Annotated in this window: 22 protein-coding genes; 18 read left to right on the plus strand and 4 right to left on the minus strand. The window is 42.1% G+C overall.

Going from position 1 to position 24,182, the window contains the following annotated elements:
• Window positions 1–66: 66 nt before the first annotated feature.
• The 8 genes from MHH58_RS05355 to MHH58_RS05390 all read left to right on the plus strand — a co-directional run bounded on the left by MHH58_RS05355 (window position 67) and on the right by MHH58_RS05390 (window position 11,131).
• A complete protein-coding gene (locus MHH58_RS05355) occupies window positions 67–309 on the plus strand; it encodes a YneF family protein (protein ID WP_092599180.1) in 243 nt (80 codons plus the stop codon).
• Between the two features lie 125 nt (window positions 310–434).
• Window positions 435–2,114 (plus strand): glutathione ABC transporter substrate-binding protein, encoded by a 1,680-nt coding sequence (locus tag MHH58_RS05360; protein WP_341345255.1) that lies wholly within the window; start codon window positions 435–437, stop codon window positions 2,112–2,114.
• 159 nt (window positions 2,115–2,273) lie between these two features.
• On the plus strand, window positions 2,274–3,962 hold the full coding sequence (locus tag MHH58_RS05365) for a glutathione ABC transporter substrate-binding protein (protein ID WP_341345256.1): 1,689 nt from the start codon (window positions 2,274–2,276) through the stop codon (window positions 3,960–3,962).
• Window positions 3,963–4,280: 318 nt separating this feature from the next.
• A complete protein-coding gene (locus MHH58_RS05370; protein WP_341345257.1) occupies window positions 4,281–5,819 on the plus strand; it encodes an AbgT family transporter in 1,539 nt (512 codons plus the stop codon).
• Window positions 5,820–6,302: 483 nt separating this feature from the next.
• On the plus strand, window positions 6,303–8,087 hold the full coding sequence (locus MHH58_RS05375; RefSeq protein WP_341345258.1) for an ABC transporter ATP-binding protein: 1,785 nt from the start codon (window positions 6,303–6,305) through the stop codon (window positions 8,085–8,087).
• A complete protein-coding gene (locus MHH58_RS05380; RefSeq protein ID WP_341345259.1) occupies window positions 8,077–9,849 on the plus strand; it encodes an ABC transporter ATP-binding protein in 1,773 nt (590 codons plus the stop codon). The genes MHH58_RS05375 and MHH58_RS05380 overlap by 11 nt, the downstream gene beginning before the upstream one ends.
• Before the next feature lie 78 nt (window positions 9,850–9,927).
• Window positions 9,928–10,632 (plus strand): cytochrome c biogenesis CcdA family protein, encoded by a 705-nt coding sequence (locus MHH58_RS05385; protein WP_115884506.1) that lies wholly within the window; start codon window positions 9,928–9,930, stop codon window positions 10,630–10,632.
• Window position 10,633: 1 nt separating this feature from the next.
• Window positions 10,634–11,131, plus strand: a complete 498-nt coding sequence (locus tag MHH58_RS05390) for a CcdC family protein (protein ID WP_228063395.1) — start codon at window positions 10,634–10,636, stop codon at window positions 11,129–11,131.
• A gap of 349 nt (window positions 11,132–11,480) precedes the next feature.
• Here MHH58_RS05390 and MHH58_RS05395 read toward each other — a convergent pair whose 3' ends face one another.
• Entirely contained in the window at window positions 11,481–11,960 is a 480-nt protein-coding gene (locus MHH58_RS05395) for a DUF2621 family protein (protein ID WP_115884769.1), read from the minus strand.
• 116 nt (window positions 11,961–12,076) lie between these two features.
• Between MHH58_RS05395 and MHH58_RS05400 the strand changes: the two genes are divergently transcribed.
• The 7 genes from MHH58_RS05400 (at window position 12,077) to MHH58_RS05430 (ending at window position 18,339) form a co-directional block, all read left to right on the plus strand.
• Window positions 12,077–12,277 carry a DUF1659 domain-containing protein gene (locus MHH58_RS05400; protein WP_115884503.1) on the plus strand — a complete coding sequence of 67 codons (201 nt, stop codon included), beginning with the start codon at window positions 12,077–12,079 and terminating at the stop codon, window positions 12,275–12,277.
• Between the two features lie 37 nt (window positions 12,278–12,314).
• Window positions 12,315–12,527, plus strand: coding sequence for a DUF2922 domain-containing protein (locus MHH58_RS05405; RefSeq protein WP_115884500.1), 213 nt, complete (start codon window positions 12,315–12,317; stop codon window positions 12,525–12,527).
• A gap of 1 nt (window position 12,528) precedes the next feature.
• Complete coding sequence (locus MHH58_RS05410) at window positions 12,529–12,648, plus strand: YvrJ family protein (RefSeq protein WP_074431610.1); 120 nt, start codon at window positions 12,529–12,531, stop codon at window positions 12,646–12,648.
• A 91-nt stretch (window positions 12,649–12,739) separates the two neighbouring features.
• Window positions 12,740–13,855, plus strand: coding sequence for a metallophosphoesterase family protein (locus tag MHH58_RS05415; protein ID WP_341345260.1), 1,116 nt, complete (start codon window positions 12,740–12,742; stop codon window positions 13,853–13,855).
• Window positions 13,842–16,844, plus strand: coding sequence for an SMC family ATPase (locus MHH58_RS05420; protein WP_341345261.1), 3,003 nt, complete (start codon window positions 13,842–13,844; stop codon window positions 16,842–16,844). Before MHH58_RS05415 ends, MHH58_RS05420 begins: the two co-directional genes overlap by 14 nt.
• 96 nt (window positions 16,845–16,940) lie before the next feature.
• A complete protein-coding gene (locus tag MHH58_RS05425; RefSeq protein WP_341345262.1) occupies window positions 16,941–17,555 on the plus strand; it encodes an SCO family protein in 615 nt (204 codons plus the stop codon).
• A gap of 115 nt (window positions 17,556–17,670) precedes the next feature.
• On the plus strand, window positions 17,671–18,339 hold the full coding sequence (locus tag MHH58_RS05430; RefSeq protein WP_341345263.1) for a type 1 glutamine amidotransferase domain-containing protein: 669 nt from the start codon (window positions 17,671–17,673) through the stop codon (window positions 18,337–18,339).
• Between the two features lie 187 nt (window positions 18,340–18,526).
• Here the strand turns inward: MHH58_RS05430 and MHH58_RS05435 are convergent, their stop codons facing one another.
• The 3 genes from MHH58_RS05435 to MHH58_RS05445 are packed head-to-tail and all read right to left on the minus strand — an operon-like array spanning window position 18,527 to window position 21,124.
• On the minus strand, window positions 18,527–19,171 hold the full coding sequence (locus MHH58_RS05435; protein ID WP_341345264.1) for a small-conductance mechanosensitive channel: 645 nt from the start codon (window positions 19,169–19,171) through the stop codon (window positions 18,527–18,529).
• A 15-nt stretch (window positions 19,172–19,186) separates the two neighbouring features.
• Window positions 19,187–19,891, minus strand: a complete 705-nt coding sequence (locus tag MHH58_RS05440; RefSeq protein ID WP_135096513.1) for a DUF5058 family protein — start codon at window positions 19,889–19,891, stop codon at window positions 19,187–19,189.
• Between the two features lie 42 nt (window positions 19,892–19,933).
• Window positions 19,934–21,124 (minus strand): amidohydrolase, encoded by a 1,191-nt coding sequence (locus MHH58_RS05445; RefSeq protein WP_341345265.1) that lies wholly within the window; start codon window positions 21,122–21,124, stop codon window positions 19,934–19,936.
• Window positions 21,125–21,293: 169 nt separating this feature from the next.
• Between MHH58_RS05445 and MHH58_RS05450 the strand changes: the two genes are divergently transcribed.
• The 3 genes from MHH58_RS05450 to radC all read left to right on the plus strand — a co-directional run bounded on the left by MHH58_RS05450 (window position 21,294) and on the right by radC (window position 24,175).
• Window positions 21,294–22,529: a hypothetical protein gene (locus tag MHH58_RS05450; RefSeq protein WP_341345266.1), complete on the plus strand. Its 1,236-nt coding sequence runs from the start codon at window positions 21,294–21,296 to the stop codon at window positions 22,527–22,529.
• A gap of 246 nt (window positions 22,530–22,775) precedes the next feature.
• Window positions 22,776–23,489, plus strand: coding sequence for a prepilin peptidase (locus MHH58_RS05455; protein ID WP_341345267.1), 714 nt, complete (start codon window positions 22,776–22,778; stop codon window positions 23,487–23,489).
• Window positions 23,489–24,175 carry a RadC family protein gene (gene radC / locus MHH58_RS05460; protein WP_341345268.1) on the plus strand — a complete coding sequence of 229 codons (687 nt, stop codon included), beginning with the start codon at window positions 23,489–23,491 and terminating at the stop codon, window positions 24,173–24,175. The genes MHH58_RS05455 and radC overlap by 1 nt, the downstream gene beginning before the upstream one ends.
• The last annotated feature ends 7 nt before the right edge of the window (window positions 24,176–24,182 follow it).

The following is a 24,182-nucleotide window of genomic DNA, read 5'->3' on the forward strand; positions in this document are numbered from 1 at the left end:
CATTGAATTTAGATGTCCGTTAAGGTAAACTAAATAGTGGTTTACACGGAAAAGAGGTGAGCATTTTTGGCGACTTGGATATGGATATTGATCGTAATCGTAGCCCTCATTGGTGGTTTCGCATTAGGATTTTGGATCTCTAGAAAATACATGATGGATTACTTGGAGAAAAACCCTCCTATTAATGAAGACATGCTCAGAATTATGATGATGCAGATGGGTCAGAAACCTTCTCAGAAGAAAATTAATCAAATGCTGAGTATGATGAATAAATCATCAGAACAAGCTAAAAAAGACAAAAAGAAGTAAAGACTTATGAAAACACGCATTGTAAAAATGCGTGTTTTTTATATTTATTTAATTTTTAGAAAAATATTGCAATTTTGTTATCGGCATGGATATAATAAATTTATCACGCAAAGGGGGTAAATAGAATGAAACACAAGAATTTTTTAGCATTTTTTGTAATCGCTTTCTTAACTGTTATGGCGGCTTGTTCGAGCGATGAAAACGTCGAAGAAGAAGCGGCTGGGGATGACGCAGCTGAAAGTGAAAACACAGGGGATTTAACAATTGGGACGATGGCGGATGTAGTGTCGCTGGACTTGCATGGTTCAAATGACTCTGCTTCAAGTCAGGTAAGAACAAATATTTATGAGAGATTATTAGATCAGGATGTAAACATGGAGTTACAGCCGGGGCTCGCTACAGAATATGAACAAGTTGACGAAACAACATGGAACTTTAAACTCCGTGAAGGTACAACTTTCCACAACGGTGAAGATTTTACTGCAGAAGATGTAGTCGCAACTTTTGACAGAGTTAGGGACGAAGCGTTAGCTTCACCAGTACTTTTTTTGTTTGAAATGATTGAAGAAATCGAAGTTGTAAATGATTATGAAATTAATATACATACTTCAATACCTTTTGCGCCGCTGGCAAGTCACCTGGCTCACAGTACAGCAGGCATTATGCCTAAGGAACTGATTGACAGTGATTATCAGGCAGCTTTGGATGCAGCAGGTGTTGATATGACACTGGAAGAATATTATGAAGCACGTGACTCAGGCGGGGAAGAATACGATTCCGTTAAGGAGCAAATTTCAGAACACGTGGGTACGGTAATCGGGTCTGAGCCTAATGGAACAAACCATCTGAAATATGTTTCACGGAGTGCGGGAGATACAGTAGAACTGGAGAAATTTGAAGACTTTCAGGGCGGAGACCGTTACTTTGAAAATGTAACATTCAAAGTAATTCCTGAAAGCGGTGCACGTATGGCAGAGCTCGAAACAGGCGGTGTACAAATCGCAACAGATGTTGACTCTTCCAGCATTGAACGTATTGAAAATGGTGCGGATACTGCTTTAACAGTTAAAGATTCAGTTCGTATGTCATATTTAGGATTTAACATAAATAAAGAACCATTCGATGACATCAAGGTGCGTCAGGCAATTTCATATGCCATTGACCGCGAAGAAATTGTAGCAGGTGTGTACGATGACATGGGTATTCCTGCCAAAGGTCCGTTGGCTCCGGGTGTCTGGGGATATTCTGAAGACCTTGAAGGACAGGAATACAATATTGAAAAAGCAAAAGAACTGTTAGCAGAAACTGATATGGCAGACGGATTCGATACAACAATCTGGGTTAACGATGACCAGCAGATTATCGATACAGCTGTCTATATTCAAAATGAACTTGCTGAACTTAACATTAATGTAGAGATTGAGCAGTTCGAGTGGGGTGCGTATTTAGAAACACTTGCGAACGGCAACCATGAAATGTTTATCCTTGGATGGACGACGGTAACAGGTGATGCAGACTATGGTCTCTATGCATTGTTCCACTCTAAAAACCAGGGTGCGGCAGGAAACCGTGTGTTCTATGACAACCCCGAAGTCGATGAGTTATTAGATGCAGGACGCGCGGAAGTTGATGACGAAGCACGTCAGCAGATTTATACTGATATCGAAGAAATTCTAGTTGAAGAATCACCATCATCATATCTGTTCCACGTCCAGTTTGCAGTTGGATATAATGAAAGTTCATTAAGTGAAGTTGAAATTGATCCGACAGGAAGAGTGCATTTGGATACGGTGAGATTTAAATAATATGGTAATACCTCTTGGCTGCTTTTGTCAGTTAAGAGGTATTTTTATGCAGTAATATCTTAATTTTTTAATTTTTATACGAATTCTAAGTATTATATTGCAAAATTATATATTTTCTATATAATTCAAATTATCAAAATATTTTGGGGGTTAACAAAAATGGTAAAAAGAGGATTTAAGTATCTCCTTTTACTTACTGTAGCATTGGTCTTAGCTGCATGTTCAAGCGATGAAAATGTAGATGAAGCTGCAGAGGGAGAAGGAAGTACAGAAGAAACATCAGGCGGAACGATTAACATCGGTATGTCTGAAGATATGGTTACAGTTGACCCGCACGGTTCGAATGACTCGGCTAGTGCACAGATCAGACGTAACATTTACGAGTCTTTAATTTTTCAGGATGAAGCGCTCGAATTGACTCCTGGACTTGCGACGGAATGGGAAGCGACGGAAGATTCAGTTTGGAATTTTAAATTGCGTGAAGGAACAACTTTCCACAGCGGGCAGGAGTTTACTGCTGAAGATGTGAAAGCAACAATTGACCGTGTTAATGACCCGGCTGTTGCCTCCCAGGTTGCATTCCTTTACGAAATGATTGAAGAAGTAGAAGTCGTTGGAGACTACGAGGTGAACTTACATACAGAATATGCCTTTGCTCCATTACCTGCGCATTTGTCACATAACGCAGGGGGAATTATGAGTAAGGATTTAATCGATAAAGACTATCAGGCTGCCTTGGACGCGGCCGGCAGTGATGTCAGTTTAGAAGAATACTACGAGCTGCGTGAAGCTGGCGGTGATGAGTTCCAGACTGTAGCTGATGAAATCAGTGAACATATCGGTACTGTTACCGGTGCTGAAACAGATGGTACGAACCACCTGCAGCTGGCAGACCGTTCGCCGGGAGATTCAGTGACTTTAAGCAGATTTGAAGATTTCCAAAATGGAGAGCGCGAATTTGACGAAGTTATTTTTAGAGTTATACCGGAAACACAGGCGCGTTTAGCTGAACTCGATACCGGAGGTATTGATATCGCGAATGAAATTGATACAGCTAGTGCAGAGCGTATTCAAAACGGTGATGCAACTGAATTAATCGAAAGCGAATCAGTACGTATGAACTACTTAGGATTTAATATGGAGAAAGAACCATTTGATGATCCTTTAGTTCGTCAGGCAATTGCCCATGCAGTTGACCGTGATGAAATTATCAGCGGTGTGTATGACGGTTACGGTATCGCAGCTGAAAGTCCGTTAGCTCCGGATGTCTGGGGTTACGATGAAAACCTAGAAAGCATTGAAGTTGATATTGAACGTGCAGAGGAACTTTTAAGTGAATCATCACAGCCGGACGGTTTCACTACAACATTATGGGTAAATGACGATCCTGCTATTGTGGACTCGGCAGTTTATATTCAAAATGCCTTAAATGAAATCGGGATTACTGTGGAAGTTCAGCAGTCAGAGTGGGGCGCTTTCCTCGATCAGACAGCTAACGGAGAACACGATATGTTTATCCTCGGTTGGACTACAGTAACAGCAGATGCAGATTACGGATTGTACGCACTCTTCCACTCAAATAATTTTGGTGCACCGGGCAACCGTTCATTCTATAAGAATGAAGAAGTCGATGCATTACTGGATGAAGGACGCACAAATCCGGATGAAGACGGACGTCAGGAAGCATACAGTGAAGTACAGCAGCTCCTGATTGACGATTCACCGGCAGTTTATCTGAACCACACGAGCTTCCTGCTCGGAGTGAATACCGGCAGTGTAAACAATATCGGTCTTGATCCTGTAGGGAATATCAGACTTGAAAATGCCAGCTTCAGCACAGAAGAGTAAAATATAAGAGCGCCCGGATGGAATAGAAATTCTGTCCGGGTGTTTTTGTGGCTGCGAAAGGGTTAGTGCGCCACTGTGGAATTGACAATGGCACGGTAGAGGTTCCAGCGCGCCACTGTGAAAGCGACAATGGCACAGTAGAGGCCCCAGCGCGCCACTGTGGAACTGACAATGACTCGGTAGAGAGCCCAGTGCGCCACTGTGAAACTGACAATGACGCGCCGTCTCAATATAAACTGGACACATAAAATTACTTACTAGTAAAAAGTAACATGACGTAGTATAATAAACAGCGATTATTATTTAGAGGAGTTTACTATGAATAAAAGTTTGAAAGAGAAACGTTCAGTTCTCGACTGGATTGAAATGAGTGGTAATAAATTACCGCATCCGGTCACGATATTTTTAATTTTTACCTTGCTGGTTATTATTATTTCTCATGTTTTATATTTACTTGGAGTTAATGTCAGCTATGTCGGAATAAATCCTGAGTCAGGAGAACGTGAAGAGTTAACAGTTCACGCAGTCAGTCTGCTCACCGGCGACGGCATACGCTATATGTTTACAAGTGTTGTTGAAAACTTTACGACTTTCGTTGCACTTGGTCCTGTACTGGTCGCAATGATCGGTGTTGGTGTCGCGGAGAAAAGCGGTTATATCAGTGCGCTCATGACAAATGTTGTGACGAAAGCACCGCGTAAATTTGTGACACCGATTGTGGTGTTTATGGGTGTAATGTCAAACGTTGCAGCCAGTGTCGGCTATGTAGTGCTCGTGCCGCTCGGTGCGATTATATTTCTCGGTTTCCGCCGCCATCCGCTGGCGGGTCTCGCAGCAGCTTTCGCCGGTGTCGCAGGAGGATATTCTGCTAACCTTTTAATCGGTACGAATGATCCGCTCCTTTCCGGTATTACAACTGAAGCGGCCGGTATTCTCGATGCGTCTTACATCGTGCAGGCAACGGATAACTGGTTCTTCATGTTTGTCTCAACTTTCCTTATCGTAATTTTAGGTACTTTCATTACCGACAAGATTGTTGAACCGCGCCTTAAAAAATTCGATTTCGATAATGAAGAAATCAGTGAAAACAAAAAGTTAAACAAACAGGAAAAACGTGCTCTGAACTGGGCAAATATAGCAGCTGTCCTTACAATAATTGGGATATTATGCCTTGTGGCTTTCCCCGGTTCCCCTTTACGGGGTGAAGATGGAGGAATTGTCGGTTCACCGTTTATTTCGAGTATCATATTTATAATGATGCTGATTTTCCTCGTGCCGGGTCTTGTTTACGGTGCTGTGAATAAAACAATTAAAAACGATAAAGATGCTGTAAAATTGATGGACTCCTCTTTAGAAACAATGGCGGGCTTTATCGTGCTGATATTCTTTGCAGCACAGTTCGTTGCCTTGTTTAACTATTCGAATCTGGGAACGATTATTGCTGTTAACGGTGCGGGTCTGCTGGAGAATTTAAATATTGGCAGTATACCGGTGCTTGTAGTATTTATACTGATTACAACACTGATAAACCTCGCGATTGCTGCGGATTCGGCTAAATGGGCAATTATGGCGCCGATTTTCGTGCCAATGTTCATGCAGCTCGGTATTGCACCTGAGGTAACGCAAGTGGCATACAGAATCGGTGATTCATCGACGAATATTATTTCACCGCTTATGCCGTTCTTCCCGCTGGTCGTGGCGTTCGCACAACGATACGGCAAAGAAAATGGTATCGGGACAGTTATTTCATTGATGCTGCCTTATTCGGTAATTTTCTTAATCACCTGGATAATTATGTTTGTAATCTGGATGCTGCTTGGTATACCAGTCGGTCCAGGTACAAATCTTTCATATTAAATGTGTTACAGCCGCAGAATTTTCTGCGGTTTTTTTGTGTTTACGATAGTTTTATGGTTTGGAATACACATGATAGCCTCTCATGCCAACCCGAAAGAGCTGGGATACATATGAAGTTCTGTCATGCAAACCCTAATCGTCTGGGGTACACATGAAGTTCTGTCATATCAACCCTAATCATCTGGGATTCACATGAAGTTCTGTCATGCAAACCCTAATCATCTGGGGTACACATGAAGTTCTGTCATGCAAACCCTAATCATCTGAGGTACATATGAAGTTCTGTCATATCAACTCCAATAGTCTGGGATACACATGAAACCGCGTCATACAAACCCCAATCACCCTGGATACATATGAAACCGCATCATACAAATCCCAGCCATCATCTTCTATTATCAGACTTAAGATTTATTTCAATTTCCGAAATATATGGTAAAATTCAAAGTGAAATAGAGGTGTAGAAATAAGGGGAGTGTACGGATGCGGGTATTTAAAAATTTGGGGTGGTTTTTTAAGCTCGAAAAGAAGAGTTACATTATAGGATTGTTCATGCTTGTTCTTGTCGCACTGATGGAGCTCGTGCCGCCGCAGGTTATCGGCCGGGTGATCGACAGAATTACGACGGAGACTTTAACATCGAATACGCTTGTGTTATTCGGTGTACTACTGGTTTTTGTAGCGGTTCTCACATACATATTCAGGTTTTTCTGGCGCGTGATGATTTTTGGTGCGTCGAACAGACTGGGGCGGACGCTCCGTGAACAGCTGTTTGAAAAGTATTCTAAAATGTCACCGTCATTTTTCGGCAAGCGCCGCACGGGGGATTTAATGGCGCACGCGACGAATGATATTAATGCGGTGCAGATGACGGCGGGCGCCGGTATTTTAACTATCGCCGACTCGGTAATTACAGGAGGCGCCGTGCTGATTACAATGGCGCTGACTGTAAGTCCGAAGCTGACACTGATTGCGATGATTCCGCTGCCTTTCATGGTTATTTTAACCAGCTGGTACGGGTCGATTTTAAGCAGGCTGTTCCGCGTGGCGCAGGCGGCTTTCAGTTCTTTAAATGATAAAACCCAGGAGTCCGTTGCGGGCATCAAGGTAACCAAAACATTCGGCTATGAAGATGAAGATTTAAAGGACTTCACCAATTTATCGGATGATGTTGTTAAGAAAAACTTAAAAGTGGCAAAGATCGATGCGCTGTTTGATCCGACAATTACGGCAATTATTGCCATCAGTTATTTTCTGTCGATATTTTTCGGTGCACGCATGGTCGTAGCCGATGAAATTTCCCTCGGCCAGCTCGTTACATTTACTACATATCTCGGTATGATGGTCTGGCCGCTTCTTGCTCTCGGCTGGTTCTTTAATTTAGTGGAAAGGGGCAAAGCATCGTACGACCGGATTGAAGAAATTATGAACACGAGAAGCGAAATCAGCACTAAAATTTCAACCAACAGTATTCCCTCTGGTGATATTACGTTTAATGTCTCTGACTTCTCCTTCCCGGGAGAAGATGAAGTGTCGCTTCGGAATATACATTTCACTTTAAAAGAAGGAAAGACACTTGGTATTGTCGGACGCACAGGTTCAGGGAAAAGTTCTATTATCAGACTGCTGCTCCGGGAGTTCGATACGGACCCGGGTAATTCTGTCAGTATTAACGGAATTGATATTAAGCAGTATGATATTAAAAAACTGCGCGGGCTATTTGGTTATGTGCCTCAGGATAATTTCCTGTTCTCGACGACAATCAGAAATAATATTGCCTTTATCAATCCTGATGCGAGTCTTGAACAAGTGCAGGAGGCTGCGGATTTAAGTTATATTCATCAGGATATTACCGCCTTTCCTGAAGGTTATGACACAGTGGTCGGTGAACGCGGCGTGTCGCTGTCCGGCGGGCAGAAACAGAGAATTTCAATTGCCCGTGCTTTAATGAATAATCCGGAGATTCTCATACTGGATGATTCCCTGTCGGCAGTCGATGCTGAAACGGAAACAGCAATTCTAAGCAATATTGAACAAAATAGGGCCGGGAAAACAAATATTATTACTGCCCACAGAATGAGTGCGGTAAGGAATGCTGATTTAATAATCGTTATGGAAGACGGACGTATTATCGAGCAAGGCACACATTCATCTCTGACCAAAGCGCGCGGCTGGTATTATGAAACATTTAAAGCGCAGTCGCTGCGCAGGGATTTAACGAAAGAGCTCGATGAGACGCTGGAAGGGGGTGGTAAACATGACGACTGATGTCATTAACTTAACTTTAAAAGATCAGCTCCGCGTACTCGGAAGGCTGCTTAAGTACACATTGCCATTTAAAGGTGTTCTCGCGCTCGCTTTCAGCATGCTGATTATCTCTACCGTGATGGGTGTCATGACACCGTACCTGGTCATGATTTTTATCGATAATTATTTAACGCCGTCGGTCTTCCCGGAAGAAGATATCATGTGGCTGATTATCGCCTTTATTACCGTGAATGTGCTCGCGGTCATGACGACCTACTGGCAGATATATCTCTTGCAGCTGCTCGCTTTTAAAGTGATTCAAGAGCTCCGAATCGATGCTTTTAAAAAAATCGGCCATCTTGGGATGACTTATTTCGATAAAGTTCCCTCAGGCAGTGTCGTCTCGCGCCTGACCAATGATACGCAGGCGATTGTCGACATGTTTACTTCGGTGCTCGGCACATTTTTAATGGCGATATTTATGGTAATATCGAGCTTTGTGATGATGTTTATCCTGGATGTAAAACTGGCGTTTATCGCGCTGATTTTTATGCCGGTAATCGTCTTTATACTGCTCGTATACCGGAAATACTCAGCGCGTTATTTCTCGCGTGCCCGCGGGCTGTTAAGCGATATGAACGCTAAACTCGCAGAATCGATTGAAGGCATGAAAATTATCCAGGTCTTCAATCAGGAGAAAAGACTGCAGCGTGAATTTGAAACGATTAATGAAGAACATTATCAGTATAATCTCCGCACGATAAAACTCGATGGCTTGTTGCTGAGACCCGCAATTGATATGATTTATATCCTGTCTATAGTCGTGATTTTAAGCTACTTCGGATTCTTAAGTTTTGAAACAAGTGTTACTGCAGGAGTTATCTTTGCCTTTATTCAGTATATGGAGCGGTTTTTTGAACCGATAAACCAGGTCAGCCAGAACCTGAATATTTTCCAGCAGGCGCTCGTTGCAGCAAGCAGAGTATTTACGCTGCTTGATGACAGTCGTCATGAACCGGTGCAGCAGACAAAAAACCAGCATGAAATTACAGAAGGCCGGGTGGAGTTTAAAAACGTTACATTCAGCTACGACGGTGAGGTTGATGTATTGAAGAATATCAGCTTTGAAGTGCCGCCGGGGACAACGACGGCACTCGTCGGTCATACAGGTTCAGGCAAGAGTTCCATTATCAATCTGATGCTGCGGTTTTATGAATATGAGCACGGTGATATTTTAATCGACGACCATTCTATTAAAAAACTGCCGAAAGAAGAAATGAAGAAAAATATCGGACTCGTGCTCCAAGATCCTTTTATCTTTTACGGCACGGTAACTTCAAATATTAAACTGTATCACAGCACGATGACTTTTGAGATGGTGCAGGAGGCAGCAAGATTCGTCGGCGCGGACTCATTCATTAATAAGCTGCCGCACAGCTATGAACAAAAAGTAGTCGAAAAAGGTGCGGACTTCTCGAGCGGGGAACGCCAGCTGCTCGCTTTTGCAAGAACGATGGCATCAAACCCTAAAATCCTGATACTCGATGAAGCAACCGCAAACATCGATTCATCGACGGAAGAGAAAATCCAGGCCTCATTACAGAAAATGAGAAGCGGCAGAACAACACTCGCCATTGCACACCGCCTGTCGACAATACAGGATGCTGATGAAATACTCGTCCTTAATAAAGGAGAGATTGTTGAGCGGGGAACACACGGCGAATTGGTACAAATAAAGGGAATTTACTATAAAATGTACCGTTTGCAAAATAGCGAACAATAATTTGTCATAATTAAACAGATTAATATATTCATTGCCCCTGTCAGATTTGATATACTAAATCTGAATGGGGGTATTTTCATGGGATCAGAAGTAACATTTCTCCTCGCCTTCGGAGCAGGTGTGCTGAGTTTTGTGTCCCCTTGTGTACTGCCGGTTTTCCCTGCATTCGTATCGTATATTACCGGAATGAGCTACAACGAGGTTGAAAAACAGAATTTTAATGGCCGTGCCATTTTACATACCTTGTTTTTCTTAATAGGATTTAGCATTATCTATATTGCTCTCGGCTTTGGAACGGCATTTTTCGGAGGGTTCCTGATAGAATACAGTAACTTAATCCGTCAGATTGGTGCAATCTTAATCGTTATTTTTGGACTCGTTATTACAGGTGTCCTGAAATTTGATTTTCTGATGAAAAACCATAAAATAGAGTTTAAAAACAGACCATCCGGTTTCTTCGGTTCAATCTTAATCGGTATGGCATTCGCAGCCGGCTGGACGCCGTGTAATGGACCGATTATCGGTGCGATATTTGCAATGAGTGCATCAGAACCGAGCAATGCTTTAATGCTGATGGTGGTATATTGTATCGGATTTGGTGTTCCGTTCTTCGTCCTCAGTTTCTTCGTGTCGAAGACGCGCTGGATGCTGAAATATTCAAACGTAATTATGAAAACCGGCGGAGTCATCATGATACTGATGGGAATATTATTATACTTTGACGGCTTAACGCAGATCATTATTTGGCTGCAGCCGCTCTTCGGAGATTTCCAGGGGTTCTAATATGATAGAATTTCTTGAATCAATCGAAGAACTGCTCTTCCTGCTTGCATCAATCGGCGCAGTAATAATGGGGATTATTGTCATTTTTGTCCGCAAACATGCGAGTAAGACGCCGCTGACATTAAAGAAAATAATCATCCCGCCGGTGATGATGTCAACGGGAGCACTGATGTATATATTCCCGTACTTCAGATTGTCCTGGACACACATTGCCGAAACGGTACTGATTGGTGCTGTATTCTCGGTAGTGCTGATTATAACTACGAAATATGAAGTTAAAAATTCCGAGTTGTACGTCAGACAGACAAAAGCTTTCCCTATAATTTTAATGGGACTGCTGCTTGCGAGAATTGCGCTTAAGTATATATTCTCTCTGACCACAACACCGGGCGAAATCGGCGGCATGTTTTTCCTGCTCGCCTTCGTCATGATTGGAATCTGGCGTTTATCAATGCTTATCAAACATAATGAATTTAAAAAACAGCAAGCCGCGGTGTGATGGCTTGCTGTTTTTTTGTTATGGGGGGAGAGTGGCTTCTGCTCCGTCATTGTTGAAACCACAGTGACGGAGTAGACGCTCTGTCCTGTCATTGTCGAAACCACAGTGACGGGGTAGACGCTCTGTCTTGTCATTGTCGAAACCACAGTGACGGGGTAAACGTCCTGTCCCGTCATTGTCGAAACCACAGTGACGGAGTAGACGCTCTGTCCCGTCATTGTCGAAACCACAGTGACGGGGTAAACGTCCTGTCCCGTCATTGTCACATCCACAATGGCACGCTTGGCGCGACACTGCCACAAGCACCCTCAATAATCTCCCGACTCCAACAAAAAAACAGCAAACCGTCCTAAGACGGTCTGCCGCTTACTTTTTCTGTCTGTTCAAAGATGGAGAATTTCTGTTTCTCATCGTCTGCCAGTTCGAACAGTTCCAAATATGGTGTGTAATCTATCTCGAGCTGCTTTAATTTTTTCTTCATGAATTTATGGTCTTTCTTTGGTGTCGCAATAATGTAGCCTTTCATTATCTGATCGAGTTCAATCGTTTTAACACCTTCATCGAGCGCAATCTTCGAAATTCTGCCGGCAATTCTTTCTTTTGCCACATCTCTGAATAATTCCGGAACGGGGCTGACCAGTTCGTTTAGGAGTGTACGTGCATCAGTATTCCAGAGCGGCAATGCTTTGTCTATGTAGTAATCCTGCCAGTCGAGTTCTGAATAACCATCGCCTTTAGGCATGCGCCGCAAAAACTTTCTGAACATAAAAAATCCGCCGATTGTCATCGCTCCAAGCATGATGAACGTCCATATCGCAATCAAAATCATAAATATATCAAATGACACTGTAATCACCTCTACTTAACTCATATTATACATATTTTGAAACTTGTTTGTCCATTTAATAATTTGTGACGATATATAGGGTGAGAGGAGGTGAGGACATGATAAAAGGATTAAGTGCCAAGTTTTACTTCTTTGTGATGAATGAGGAAGGCAAGGAGATTACAAAATCGCGTACGCTTAACCGTCTGGCAAGCGATGCCAGTGATGCAGGTGTAAACGCCCTGGCTTCTATTTACGAAAATCTGACAGGAGAACAGTATTCTATCGTTGAGAAAGTGGTCACTCACATCGTCGATTAAGTTCAACTCTCACCACTAATAGAAAGGAGGAATAGTCATGGATGAAAAATTAGTAATGGTTTTTACTACTAATCAGGACAAAAGATTTACTCTGACTGTCAACAACCCGAAAGCAGGTATTACATCTCAGGAAGTCGAAGCGGAAGCAGCGCGTCTGATCGCTGAAAATATTCTGCGTCCGTCACAGGGAATCCCGGTTTCTCTGTACTCTGCGAAAGTCGTAAACACAGCAACAACAGTGCTTAAGTAAGATGGACTGGATACCCTTTGTGAGCGATGTTGGATTTCCGGCTGTAATAACATTTTTCCTGCTGCACCGCATGGAAACTAAGTTAGATGATTTAATCATTACAATCCAGCAGCTCAAATAAGAACTGACTCTCCCGGACTTTGACCGGTGAGAGTCTTTTGTGTTTAAGAAATATGATAAAATCAATGTAACGACTTTAAGAGGTGACTTTAATGCGGATTTTACATACAGGCGACTGGCATATCGGCCGTAAAATGAACGGTCTCGATCTGATAGAAGATCAGTCCTACATATTAGAACAGTTAATGAATGAGATAGAAAACAGCGACATTGACCTTGTCGTCGTTGCAGGAGATATATTTGACCGCGCGAACCCTTCGCGGCAGGCGCTGAAACTGGCGAATGATACACTGTACCGTATCAACATTACACTTGGAAAACCGCTCCTTGTCATCAGCGGCAATCACGACAGCCGCGAGCGGCTGAATTACGGCAGCGAATGGTTTAAGGCGACGAATTTTCATATTAATACATCACTTGACCAGGCGCACATACCTGTAACAATCGGCAATACCGACTTTTACCTGCTGCCGCATATCGAAGTGCTTGAGGCACGGAATTATTTTGAGGATGAGGACATTGTTTCTCACCAGCATGCCTACGATAAAATTCTTGAAAAAATTAACGGGCAGCTGGACCAGGAAAAAATAAATATACTTGTCGGACATCTGTATTTATCGGACAGTGTTGCCAGTGATTCAGAACGACCGCTGTCGATGGGGTTGAGTGAAGCGGTCAGCGAAGAAACATTCAGCGCGTTCGATTACGCACTGTTCGGTCATCTGCATCATCCTTTTGCGGTAGACAGCGAAAAATCATTTTACAGCGGATCTTTATTAAAATATTCATTTTCCGAACACAAGCAGCCGAAAGGCTGCAGAATTATTGATACTGACAAAGAAAAGGTATCTTTTATTCCGCTGGAACCCCGGCATGATGTCGTTGTGTATACAGGAGACTATGAAGCAGTTGTCAACGGGGAGATTTCCTTTAAAGATAACAATGCGTATTTTAAGTTTGAATTATCGAATATGAGCTATGTAACGGAACCGATGAGTAAAATTAAAATGCTTTATCCGAATACACTCGAATTAAAACCGTTAATCGAAGACCGGTCAAAAGACCTTCAGACCGTTGATATGACGACGACGAGCGACGAGGAAATATATAAGTCGTTTATCGAAACGACTCTCGACAGAACTGTAACAGCTTTTGATAAAACGATGTTTAAGTCATATTTTGCAGGTGAATATAATGAAACTGATTAATTTAAAAGTAGAATATTTCGGCCCATTTGAATCAGAAGAAATTAATTTTCGCAGCCTGAACAATAAATTGTTTTTAATCAGCGGGCGGACCGGCTCCGGTAAAACGATGATCTTTGATGCGATTGTATACGCCTTGTACGGCAGTGCATCGACTGCCGGCCGGGATGAAGAGTCCCTCCGCAGCCAATTTGCGCCCATCGATAAGCAGGCAGAGGTTAAACTTACCTTCGATGTGCGCGGCAAGGAATATACAGTGGAACGGACGCTTAAATATCATAAACCGGGTAATAAGAGTGCGACTCCGCCAAAAGCGGTGCTGTACGACGGAGAAGGGAATATTCTCGCAGGTAAACTGAATGAAGTGAGAGACGCAGTAGAGGAAATAGTGAAACTGAACCGGGCACAGTTCAGAAAAATTTTAATACTGCCGCAGGGAGAATTTAAGGAGCTGCTCGTGTCATCGAGTACAGACAAACAGGAAATTCTGCGCACGCTGTTCCAGACAGGACGTTTTTTAAACTTTGAACTGAATTTAAAAGAAAAACTGAAAGAACAGTCTGCTGAAGCGGCGAAGCTCGATATGAGAATTAACGAATGCGTTAAACACATCCATACTGACGATATTGATATTACAAAGCAGGAGGAATTTCCGAATTATAATATAGCTTTGGAATATGCAGACGGGGTTATCTTCAGTTATAAGAAAAAACTTGAGTCTCTGGCTGAAGAAGGCAAGAAGTTTAAAAGTGAGCTTGATCAAAAGCAGGAGACATTACTTAAAAAAGAGAAGCACAATGAACAAATTGTTAAGCTGAACGAGTTAATCAAGTCGAAGGAGACTTTACAGAGCCAGACGGAATCAATCGATATGTGGCGTTCTGAAATCGCTGATTTTGAATCGGTCTCATCAATTAAATACGAACTGCTGCGTCACCAGGAACTTAAAACGGCAGGCCGAGAAATTAAAGAAAGCCTGGCTGCGGAAACAAAACAGGAAACGCATCTGTCAGAGAAACTGAATAACAGTGCAGCCCAGCTTGAAGAGACAGAAAAAAATATACCGGATATGAATAAAAGACAGCAGCAGTATTATAAGCGCGAATCCTTTTTATCATCTTCATATGAAACACTCGATGGTGAAATCGCATCGCTGACGGCAGAATCAGAACAGAAAGAAAAGGATCTTAAAAATCTTTCAGCTTATATTGAAGATATTAAAAAGAAACTTGGAAAGCTGACAGCAACACACAAAAAAGCTTCAGAACTGCAGGAACAGCACAGTGAACTCCGCAGCAAAAGCAGGCAGCTTGAAAATGAGGTGCAGGAAGCGCATAGTGACCGGAAACTCATTGACGAGCGCACACAGATAAAGAGAAATATCGAAGAAAATAATGGAGATATCAGCCGGCTGAAGAAAGACTTAAGCGTCTTTAACACCCGTCTTGCCGACTATGACGAAGAAACAGTCCAGACACTCAATCATCTTATCAATCACCTTGAGCTCGGCGAAGCATGTCCAGTCTGTGAACAGACTGTGCTTGAACTGCCGGAATCAGGCGGGTTTTCAAAAGAGGACCGCCGGGAGCTGAATACTTTAACAGAAAAAATCACTGAGTATGAAGAAATTAATCAAAAGCACGTTATGCGGATTGATGTAATCGATGAAATATTAAAAGATAAAGAACAAAAAGATGCGGATATGCTTGAAGTGCAGCTGAAATCTGCAGAAGAAGAAACAGAGAAAACGGCATCAATGCTGGCTGAGACAAACAGCGAACTTGAACAGAAAGAACAGCTGAATAACGAACTGGCTCGTGAAAATGAAAATATGCATGCCTTGATGATGAGAAGCCAGGAAGTGAAAAACGCACTCAATCAGCTGACAGCAAAACTGCAGGAATTTAAAGAAGTGACCGGTTATAAGGACTTCAGCGCTTTTAAAACTTATATGAACAAGGAAGGCGAAGATATAAAAGAGTTTCAGGAAAATCTGAATCAGCTGAAAGAAACTGTTAATGATTTAACTAAACAGCGTGATTTAACTGCTCAAAAGGTAAAATCCCTGGAAGCTGATGCTGACAAGACCGCTCTGTCAGAAGCCAAGTTTAACAGTAAAATTGAAAAATTTATGACTCAGCATGGTTATGCGGATACAGAGACACTGCACCGCATTATTAACGATGAGTCTATTGATGAGAAAAAAGAAAAAGTAAAAACTTTTGATGATGAAAATTTATCGCTTGACAAGAGTCTGGAAGAATTAAAGAAAACATTGGAATCTACAGAAAAAGTCAGTACTGAGGAAGATATTAAGGCCATAAATGAAGCTGAAAAGTCACTCGAGTCCGCGAGAGAATATTATGCGGCGGTCAATGAAAGAAAAAATCAGAACATCAATTCAAAAGAGTATCTGGCAGAGCTAATCAGCACTTTCAATGCATCCTATGAAGAATTCAGCCAGCTGAATGAACTGGTCGAAGCGGTGCAGGGCAAAAAGGGACAGAAGGTTTCGCTTGAGCGGTATGTGCTCACGTATTATCTGGAGCGTATTTTGGAACTTGCCAACGTGAGACTGACTGCGATGACGAACCACCGGTATAAACTGCAGCGGAGCATGAAAAAAGTGAACCGTTACAGCGGCCTTGATATAGAAGTTTTTGATTACTACAATAACCAGGCGCGCAATATTAATTCACTGTCCGGCGGAGAAACTTTCCAGGCTTCACTCGTGCTGGCACTTGCTTTAAATGAAACACTGCAGCAGGAATCCGGCGGAATTACACTGGATACCATGCTGATCGATGAAGGATTCGGCACACTCGACCACGAAACACTGGAAGTTGCGATATCTACTTTGATTGACCTGCAGACAACAGGAAAAACAATCGGCATCATCTCCCACGTCGAAGAATTGAAAGAACGTATGGAGCATATCTTGTATGTGAAACCGGATAATGAGCGGAGCACGACGAAAATTGTGACCCTCTAGACAATGATTAGTCATAAAAAGTGCATAATTTTCACGCACAGAATTTTTAATTTTTGATAACATTGGTAGTAAGATGAAATATAGGAGGGGACACACTTGAAAAAGTGGTTAATCGCGGTTTTGGCTTCACTGATGTTTTTATCAGCATGCAGTGCAGGCGCAGTAGAGCCGATGAGCCGGTACGGTGATGAAGTACAGGACTTCGAAGTGACGAATCAGAATGATGAAACGTTCACTAGAGAAGATATGGATGGTAAAGTATGGCTCCTCAGCTTTATCTTTACGAACTGTGCGACTGTCTGCCCGCCGATGACTCAAAATATGACTCAGGTCACACAGGAACTGGATGAAAAGGGCCTCGAGAACTATGGAGTAATGAGCTTCTCTGTTGACCCTGAAGTCGATACACCTGAAGTATTAACGGAATACGCAGGCTGGTATGATATACCGGAAAATACAGAATGGCAATTTCTTACAGGATATGACTATGAGTTTATTAGAGGATTCGCAGAAGATAACTTTAAAACCATTGTCGCACCGCCGCCAAAAGGCAGCAACCAGGTCACCCACGGTACTGCTTTCTATCTGATTGATGCAGACGGTACAATCATTAAAGACTATTCCGGTGTAGATTCAGGCGATACTAAATTCCCTCAGGCGGAAATTGTATCTGATGTAGAAAAACTGGTTGAACAGAATAATGAAGAATAAATAAAATTTTTATGAGCGCCGGCTGAAATATCAGTTTGGTGCTTCTTTTTAATTAAACTGAGATTAATATCTTGATCTTTAGGGTAAACAATTTAAAAGGAGAGTGGATATTAATATGACTAAATCTGTATTAATTATGGTAACAAATGCTGACACAATCGCAGGCAACAAAGATAAGCCGACAGGTCTGTGGCTGTCTGAAGCAGCAGAACCTTATATCGCATTTCAAGGTGCAGGTTTTAAAGTTGATATAGCATCACCGAAAGGCGGAGATGTTCCGATTGACCCGAACTCTGTCGAGAATGGGAATGATGATGAGAAATTCACTGAAGTGACGAAACTCCTTCAGAAAACGCCGCGTATCGGAGACCTGGTATATGAAGGGTATGATGCGATATTCTTAGCAGGCGGACACGGGGCAATGTTTGACTTCCCGGGAGATCCAGATATTCAAAATATTATGGCCTACTTTAAAGACAACGGCAGAATTATCAGTGCTGTATGTCACGGACCGGCAGCTTTTGCCGATGCAAAAACTAAGGACGGCAAATATTTAGTAGACGGTGTTAAACTGACTGCATTTACAAATGCTGAAGAAGACGCAGTGAATTTATCAGAAGATATGCCGTTTATGCTGCAGACAAAACTTGAAGAAAACGGCGCAGGTTTCGTAAAAGGCGAAGCGGGCGAAGAAAATGTCGTTTCAAGCGGCAGCTTTATTACCGGACAGAACCCGGCATCAGCTGAAGGGGTTGCAGAAGCAGTAATTAACAGATTGCAATAATATATTTTGAAGTAAGCGGTACTCTTTTTAGGGTGCCGCTTTTTTGGGATTGGGATGAGGGGAGGGACTGCTGGGAATGGTGCATTATGGTATGTACAAGTACAACACGAGATCGCCGTCCTACCCGGACAAATTTATCACATGAAAAATCCGGAATCACAGAGATTCCGGATGGTTTTTAATAATACTATGCTTCTTTATTTTTCATTTTATTTACAGTCAGCATAATCGCAACTAAGATGATGATACATAAAACATTTTTTGTGAACAGCGGCAGCGGCGACATATTTACGAGTATTCCGACACCGAGTGCGAGCACTCCGTAAAGCGGGAATTTACCTGCAAATTGTGCGAGTACTGCTCCGAAGATTGCCGGCAGAACGAACGGAAATACTTCCTGTACACTTTCAGGAATCACCGTTAAGAGCCATAGTCCCGCAAGTATAACAGGTATCAGTATTATTTTGTTAACGAGTGAAGCGGCACTGATTCCAAGTGTGCCGATAATTTCACCTTCATCTGTACCCGCTTTAACACCGACTGCTTCCTGGCATGATGCGACTGCAGGTAGGCACATGTTTGAGATGTTGCCGGTAAAAAATGCAACATATGTACCGGATACTCCGAGTACAGGGAAGTACATAATCGGTTCTAAAAACCAGACGATTGCAACAACTGCTGCATAAGCGAGAAAGCTGTTAAGAATTAATGAGAATCCGGGATGGAATCCCATAACAAACGAAATGTATAAAGGCATTGCAAATGATATTAAGATTGCCAACCCTAAAGTAATACGGCCCCATTTGTGAGAGGCTGCTCTAAATTCCTGCATAAAAACCCCTCCGTTTTATATAAAGAAATAAACTGCGATCAGACTGATCAGTATTGAAAATCCTAATGACCATTCTTTCAGCCAGTTAATTCCTTTTTTATTTGCTATATAGTTAAATGTAAGTGACGAAATTACAGCCACTATTGCCGTGAAAATATAAGGTGCGCCTTTTATCATTTCAGCGCCGGTTAACGATCCGAAAACGGCAATCATTGCACCGCTCGCAACTATGCCCATTAAGTATTCACCTTTTGGTTTAGCTGTTAATTTAGTCTGTATTTTACTTAAGTACGGTGTAGCGAAGAAGGTGAAAATCATCCAGCCGGCGCCGCCGATACATAAGGTCCAGACGACGAGGTTAAATATTTCAGGAGTAAAACCATCCCCAGCTAAAGCTGCTCCTGCAGATTGTGCCGACAGCTGTGCACCCATACTTTCAATCGGTGCAGATCCGATAACACCGATTCTCATCATAGTCAGCGGATTGCCGATTAATGAAATTAAAGACACTGCAACAATGATAATACCGATTGAAGGACCGATCGCAGTAATACTTCCGGTCTTCACTGCACGTTTAATATCCGTTTCGCTGATGCCCACATCTCTTGCTGCTTTTTTTGATAATGATAAAAACTTTACTGCCTGAAAAATAACCAAGGCCACTATCGCGGAAGCAAATATCCAGACGACAGGGGAGTTGGCAAAATCCATACCTGACATGTAATCAAACCCCTTTATTTATCTTTCTGTTTTTAAATTACATTAACTTTCAAGGCGTCCTAAAACCACATCTCCTAAAGTTTTCGCACTGATTAAAAGCGAATCTTCATGAACTTCAAATTTAGGGTGATGGTTTGGATATGGATTTTCCACACCGTCAGGTTTCGATCCTACGTGGATGAAAGTTCCAGGTGTTTTTTGAGTGTAATATGCAAAGTCTTCAGATCCGCTGGAAGGTTTCGGATGTGTAATCTCAGTAATATAAGAACCGACACTTTCTGATAAAATATCTTCCACATATTGTGTCTCCTTAGGGTGGTTGTAGGCTACCGGATAGTCGTAAACATAATCCAGGTCGCATTCAACATCAAATGAGCTTTCAATACCGGCAGCAATTTTCTTCATCGCTTCGTATGCAGGCACCTTATTTTCTTCATTAAGATAACGAACAGTCCCGCGGAGGGTCACTTTGTCCTGGATAACGTTATAGCCGCCCGGTGCATCGAATGCAGTAACGGATACTACTACTGAGTCCATCGGATCCATGCGGCGGGAAACGATAGTCTGCGCTTCAGCAACAAAGTAAGCTCCCGCAACTAGAGCATCGTGTGTCGTATGCGGCATTGCACCGTGTCCGCCGGAACCTTGGATAGTTAAATCAAAATTAGAACGGCCTGCCATTGAATTGCCGGATATCAGACCGATCTCTCCAACATTGAGCATAGGGAAAATATGAATGCCGTATACTTCGTCAAGATCATCGAGTATGCCTGATTCGACAATGCTTTTCGCACCGCCTGGCGGCACTTCTTCAGCATGCTGATGAATGAGTTTTATCGTGCCGTTCCATTCATCTTTTAATTCAATCAGCGCTTCCCCAAGGTGGAGCAGGTAAGCGGTATGTACGTCGTGTCCGCAGGCGTGCATAACTCCATCATTTTTAGACTTGAACGGAACATCTGCTTCTTCCTGAATCGGCAGTGCATCAAAGTCGGCGCGGAGACCGATGGTTTTGCCAGGTGACTTGCCGCTGATTTCAACGATAATTCCGTAACCGTTTCCAACATTTGCAGTAACCTTAACATCCTTATCTTTATAAAAGTCCTCGATAAACTTCGCTGTGTTTTCTTCTTTAAATGAAAGTTCCGGGTTAGCATGAAGATGCCTTCTCGTTTCAATCATCTGCTGTTCTTTCGACTCCAGTTTACTGAAAAGCTTTTCTTTTAAACTCATTGTGAATCCCCCTTTTTATATATGAACATAGTTTATCACTGGGGAAATATAATGACAAATTATTTTATGTATTCTGAAATTTAAAGAAAATATAAGTTGTGACGGTTTTATGTCCTTATTTGTCCGTTTTCCGTTTATTCAGAAATTTTGAGGGAAAGTAAAAATTATAATGAATTATATACTTACTTTTAAGGAGTGGATATTTATCAGATATTTAATGCTGTTATTTGCAGGCTTCTTATTTTTAGCGGGCTGCGGAACCAGTGACACGGAAGAACCAGCGGAAGAAAACACTGCACCGAGTGAAGGCACAGAAGAAGATGCCGAGGATAATTCTGTAGAAGACAAAGAAGGTACAGGCTCTGGTGAAGAAGCTGAAACGGATACCGAGGGCACAGATTCCGGAGAAGATACATCAGATGACGAATCAACGGATGAAACAGAAGATACAACAGGTGAAGACAGAGCAAGAGAAGACACTGACAGAGATGATGAAGCGGAAGATGAAGAGTCAGGTACTGAAACTGATGATTCAGAGAGCGGCAGTGAAGATGGCATGGAGGAAGATGATTCATCTGAAAGTTCATCTTCGATAGATAGTGCTGCTGCTGAAAGTGCTGAATCGGAATCAAGAGATATTAATTTTGATGTCTCTGAAGAATCTTTGACAGGACTTGACGGTACTGAAATGACTTCGATGTTTGAATTGAACTCAGGTATCGGAGAACAGCTGGCGAACGCTTCCGAATCGGATGCAGCAATTGAAGAAGTACTCATGCCAAAAGAAGATGTAGCGACTTACTATGCAGAAACATTTATGGTAATTAACGTTTTCGCCGGAAATTCAGACCTTCCTGCGGATAGTGATATGGCAGGTCTGACAGCGGAAATAGATGAAGGGGATGAATTTGAAGTATTCTCAGGCATGTTCGATCCTGCGACGAGTTCGATTGTTCCTTACGCTTATGTTGATCCTGACTCACTGTTTGTGTATGAAAACGGCATGTGGAATGATTACGGAGGACAGGCTGAAGCAGAAGAAATCTATTACGGTTCGTATTCCAACCTGCATGACGCCTTTATGGAAAGTGCTGATGTAATCAATATCTCAGAAGATGATGAGAATTATTATCTTCATAACATCGGATCTGAAAATGTCTTGCATGATACATTCGGCAGACTGTTCAGCGTAGAGTTTACCAATGCTGAATTATCGGAGCAGCAAAATGCTGTAGTCGGTATCGTGGATAAAGAAACGAATGAACTGTCACATGTTGCCTATGTTTCAACTGCACCAGGCTTAGTGGAAGGTGAGAAACTGCATATTGAAGTATCATCAGACCTCGAAGATTATGGTGAATATGATGATGAGGGTATCACAGTACCGGAAGGTATTTACGAGTAAAATATAAAAGCGTGTTAAGCGGAATTTCCGTAATCTATTCATTTAGATTACGGATTTTTTCTATTTTAAAAGATTTTCTATTTCTGCGAAAATCATGCTTTTGTCAGTCAGTTTTCCATTAATAACTTAATTTCGGTGCAATCTTGAAAAAACTGTCCAGATATACATACAAATTTTAAATTTATGCGATTTTACAACAACTTAGCTGCAGCTTATATTGAGCTTATCACGAGCTGGAGGTTAAATATGTCTCTAATTATCATTGCGGGCGGCCTGGTCGCCTCTTTCCTTTACGCATTGACTCAGTCGGACAGTATTTCCTTTTTAACGAGAAGAAGCCGTTGTGATTCGTGTTTAAAAAATTTAAAAGTCACTGACTTGATTCCGGTTATCAGCTATTTAAAAAATCGCGGACGCTGCAGTCATTGCAGTAAACCTGTTGCCTTGAATTATTTAATAGTGGAAGTGCTGACGATTTTCCTGTTTGTAATGCCGCTTATCGTACCGCTCAGTTACGATAATATGCTGCTGTATTATCTGCTCGTCAGCATACTTATTCCTCTGTCAATTTACGATTTTGATACGCTCCTTATTCCCGTTCATATGCTGATGCTGCTTTTCGTTTCCGGCTTATATTTAACCGGTTTTGAATATATGGATGTACGGATTGATCTTTTAACCGTGGTGATCCTCCATATTTTCTATATGCTGTTTAAGGAAAAAATCGGCTACGGCGATATTCAGCTGTTTTCCGTACTGGCAGTAATAACACCCTTTGATTTTTTTATCTTCACCTTTTTATTCACATATATAATCGGCGGAATTTCGATTATCATTCTGGATTTGTTTCAGACTTCGCGTATTACTAAGGTGCCCTTAGTCCCCTTCATCGCTGCAAGCTTAATCACGACATTTTATCTGTACGCTGATTTTATCGATATATACTATGGAGGATTTTAATGACTGGAGAACTGCTTATAAGAGAAATGCATGATTCCGATAAACCCCGGGAACGTTTAATTAATTACGGCCCGGATAAATTAACGAATCAGGAACTGCTGGCCATATTAATCAACACAGGTAAGAGGAATGAATCAAGCATCAGCTTAGCGAGTAAAATATTAAAGAATTTACAATCCATCAGGGAACTGAGAGATGTAACTTATGAAGAGCTGACTGCCATTAACGGCATCGGCAGGGCGAAAGCTGTTACTATACTTGCTTTTATAGAACTCGCTGTCAGAATGCATACCCATTCGAGGGAAGAAGATAAGTATATCCGGTCTCCGAAAGACGTGACGGATATATTGATGGAGAAAATCAGGTATTACAATCAGGAACATTTTATCGTGCTGTATTTAACGACCAAAAATATGGTCATAGAAGAAAAAACCTTGTTCATCGGTTCGCTGAACACAAGTATTGTGCATCCGCGGGAAATATTTCGGGAAGCTGTCAAACGCAGCGCTGCAGCTTTTGTCTGTGTCCATAATCATCCGAGCGGAGACCCGACACCGTCAGAAGAAGATATCGAAGTCACAAAAAGACTGCGTGAATGCGGTGATTTGATAGGAGTGGATTTTCTGGATCATATTATTATCGGTGACGGCAAGTATGTTTCTCTGAAAGAAATGAATTATATATAATGGGGGC

The sequence above is a fragment of the Jeotgalicoccus sp. FSL K6-3177 genome (assembly GCF_038050175.1).
GTDB classification, from domain to species: Bacteria; Bacillota; Bacilli; order Staphylococcales; family Salinicoccaceae; genus Jeotgalicoccus; species Jeotgalicoccus nanhaiensis.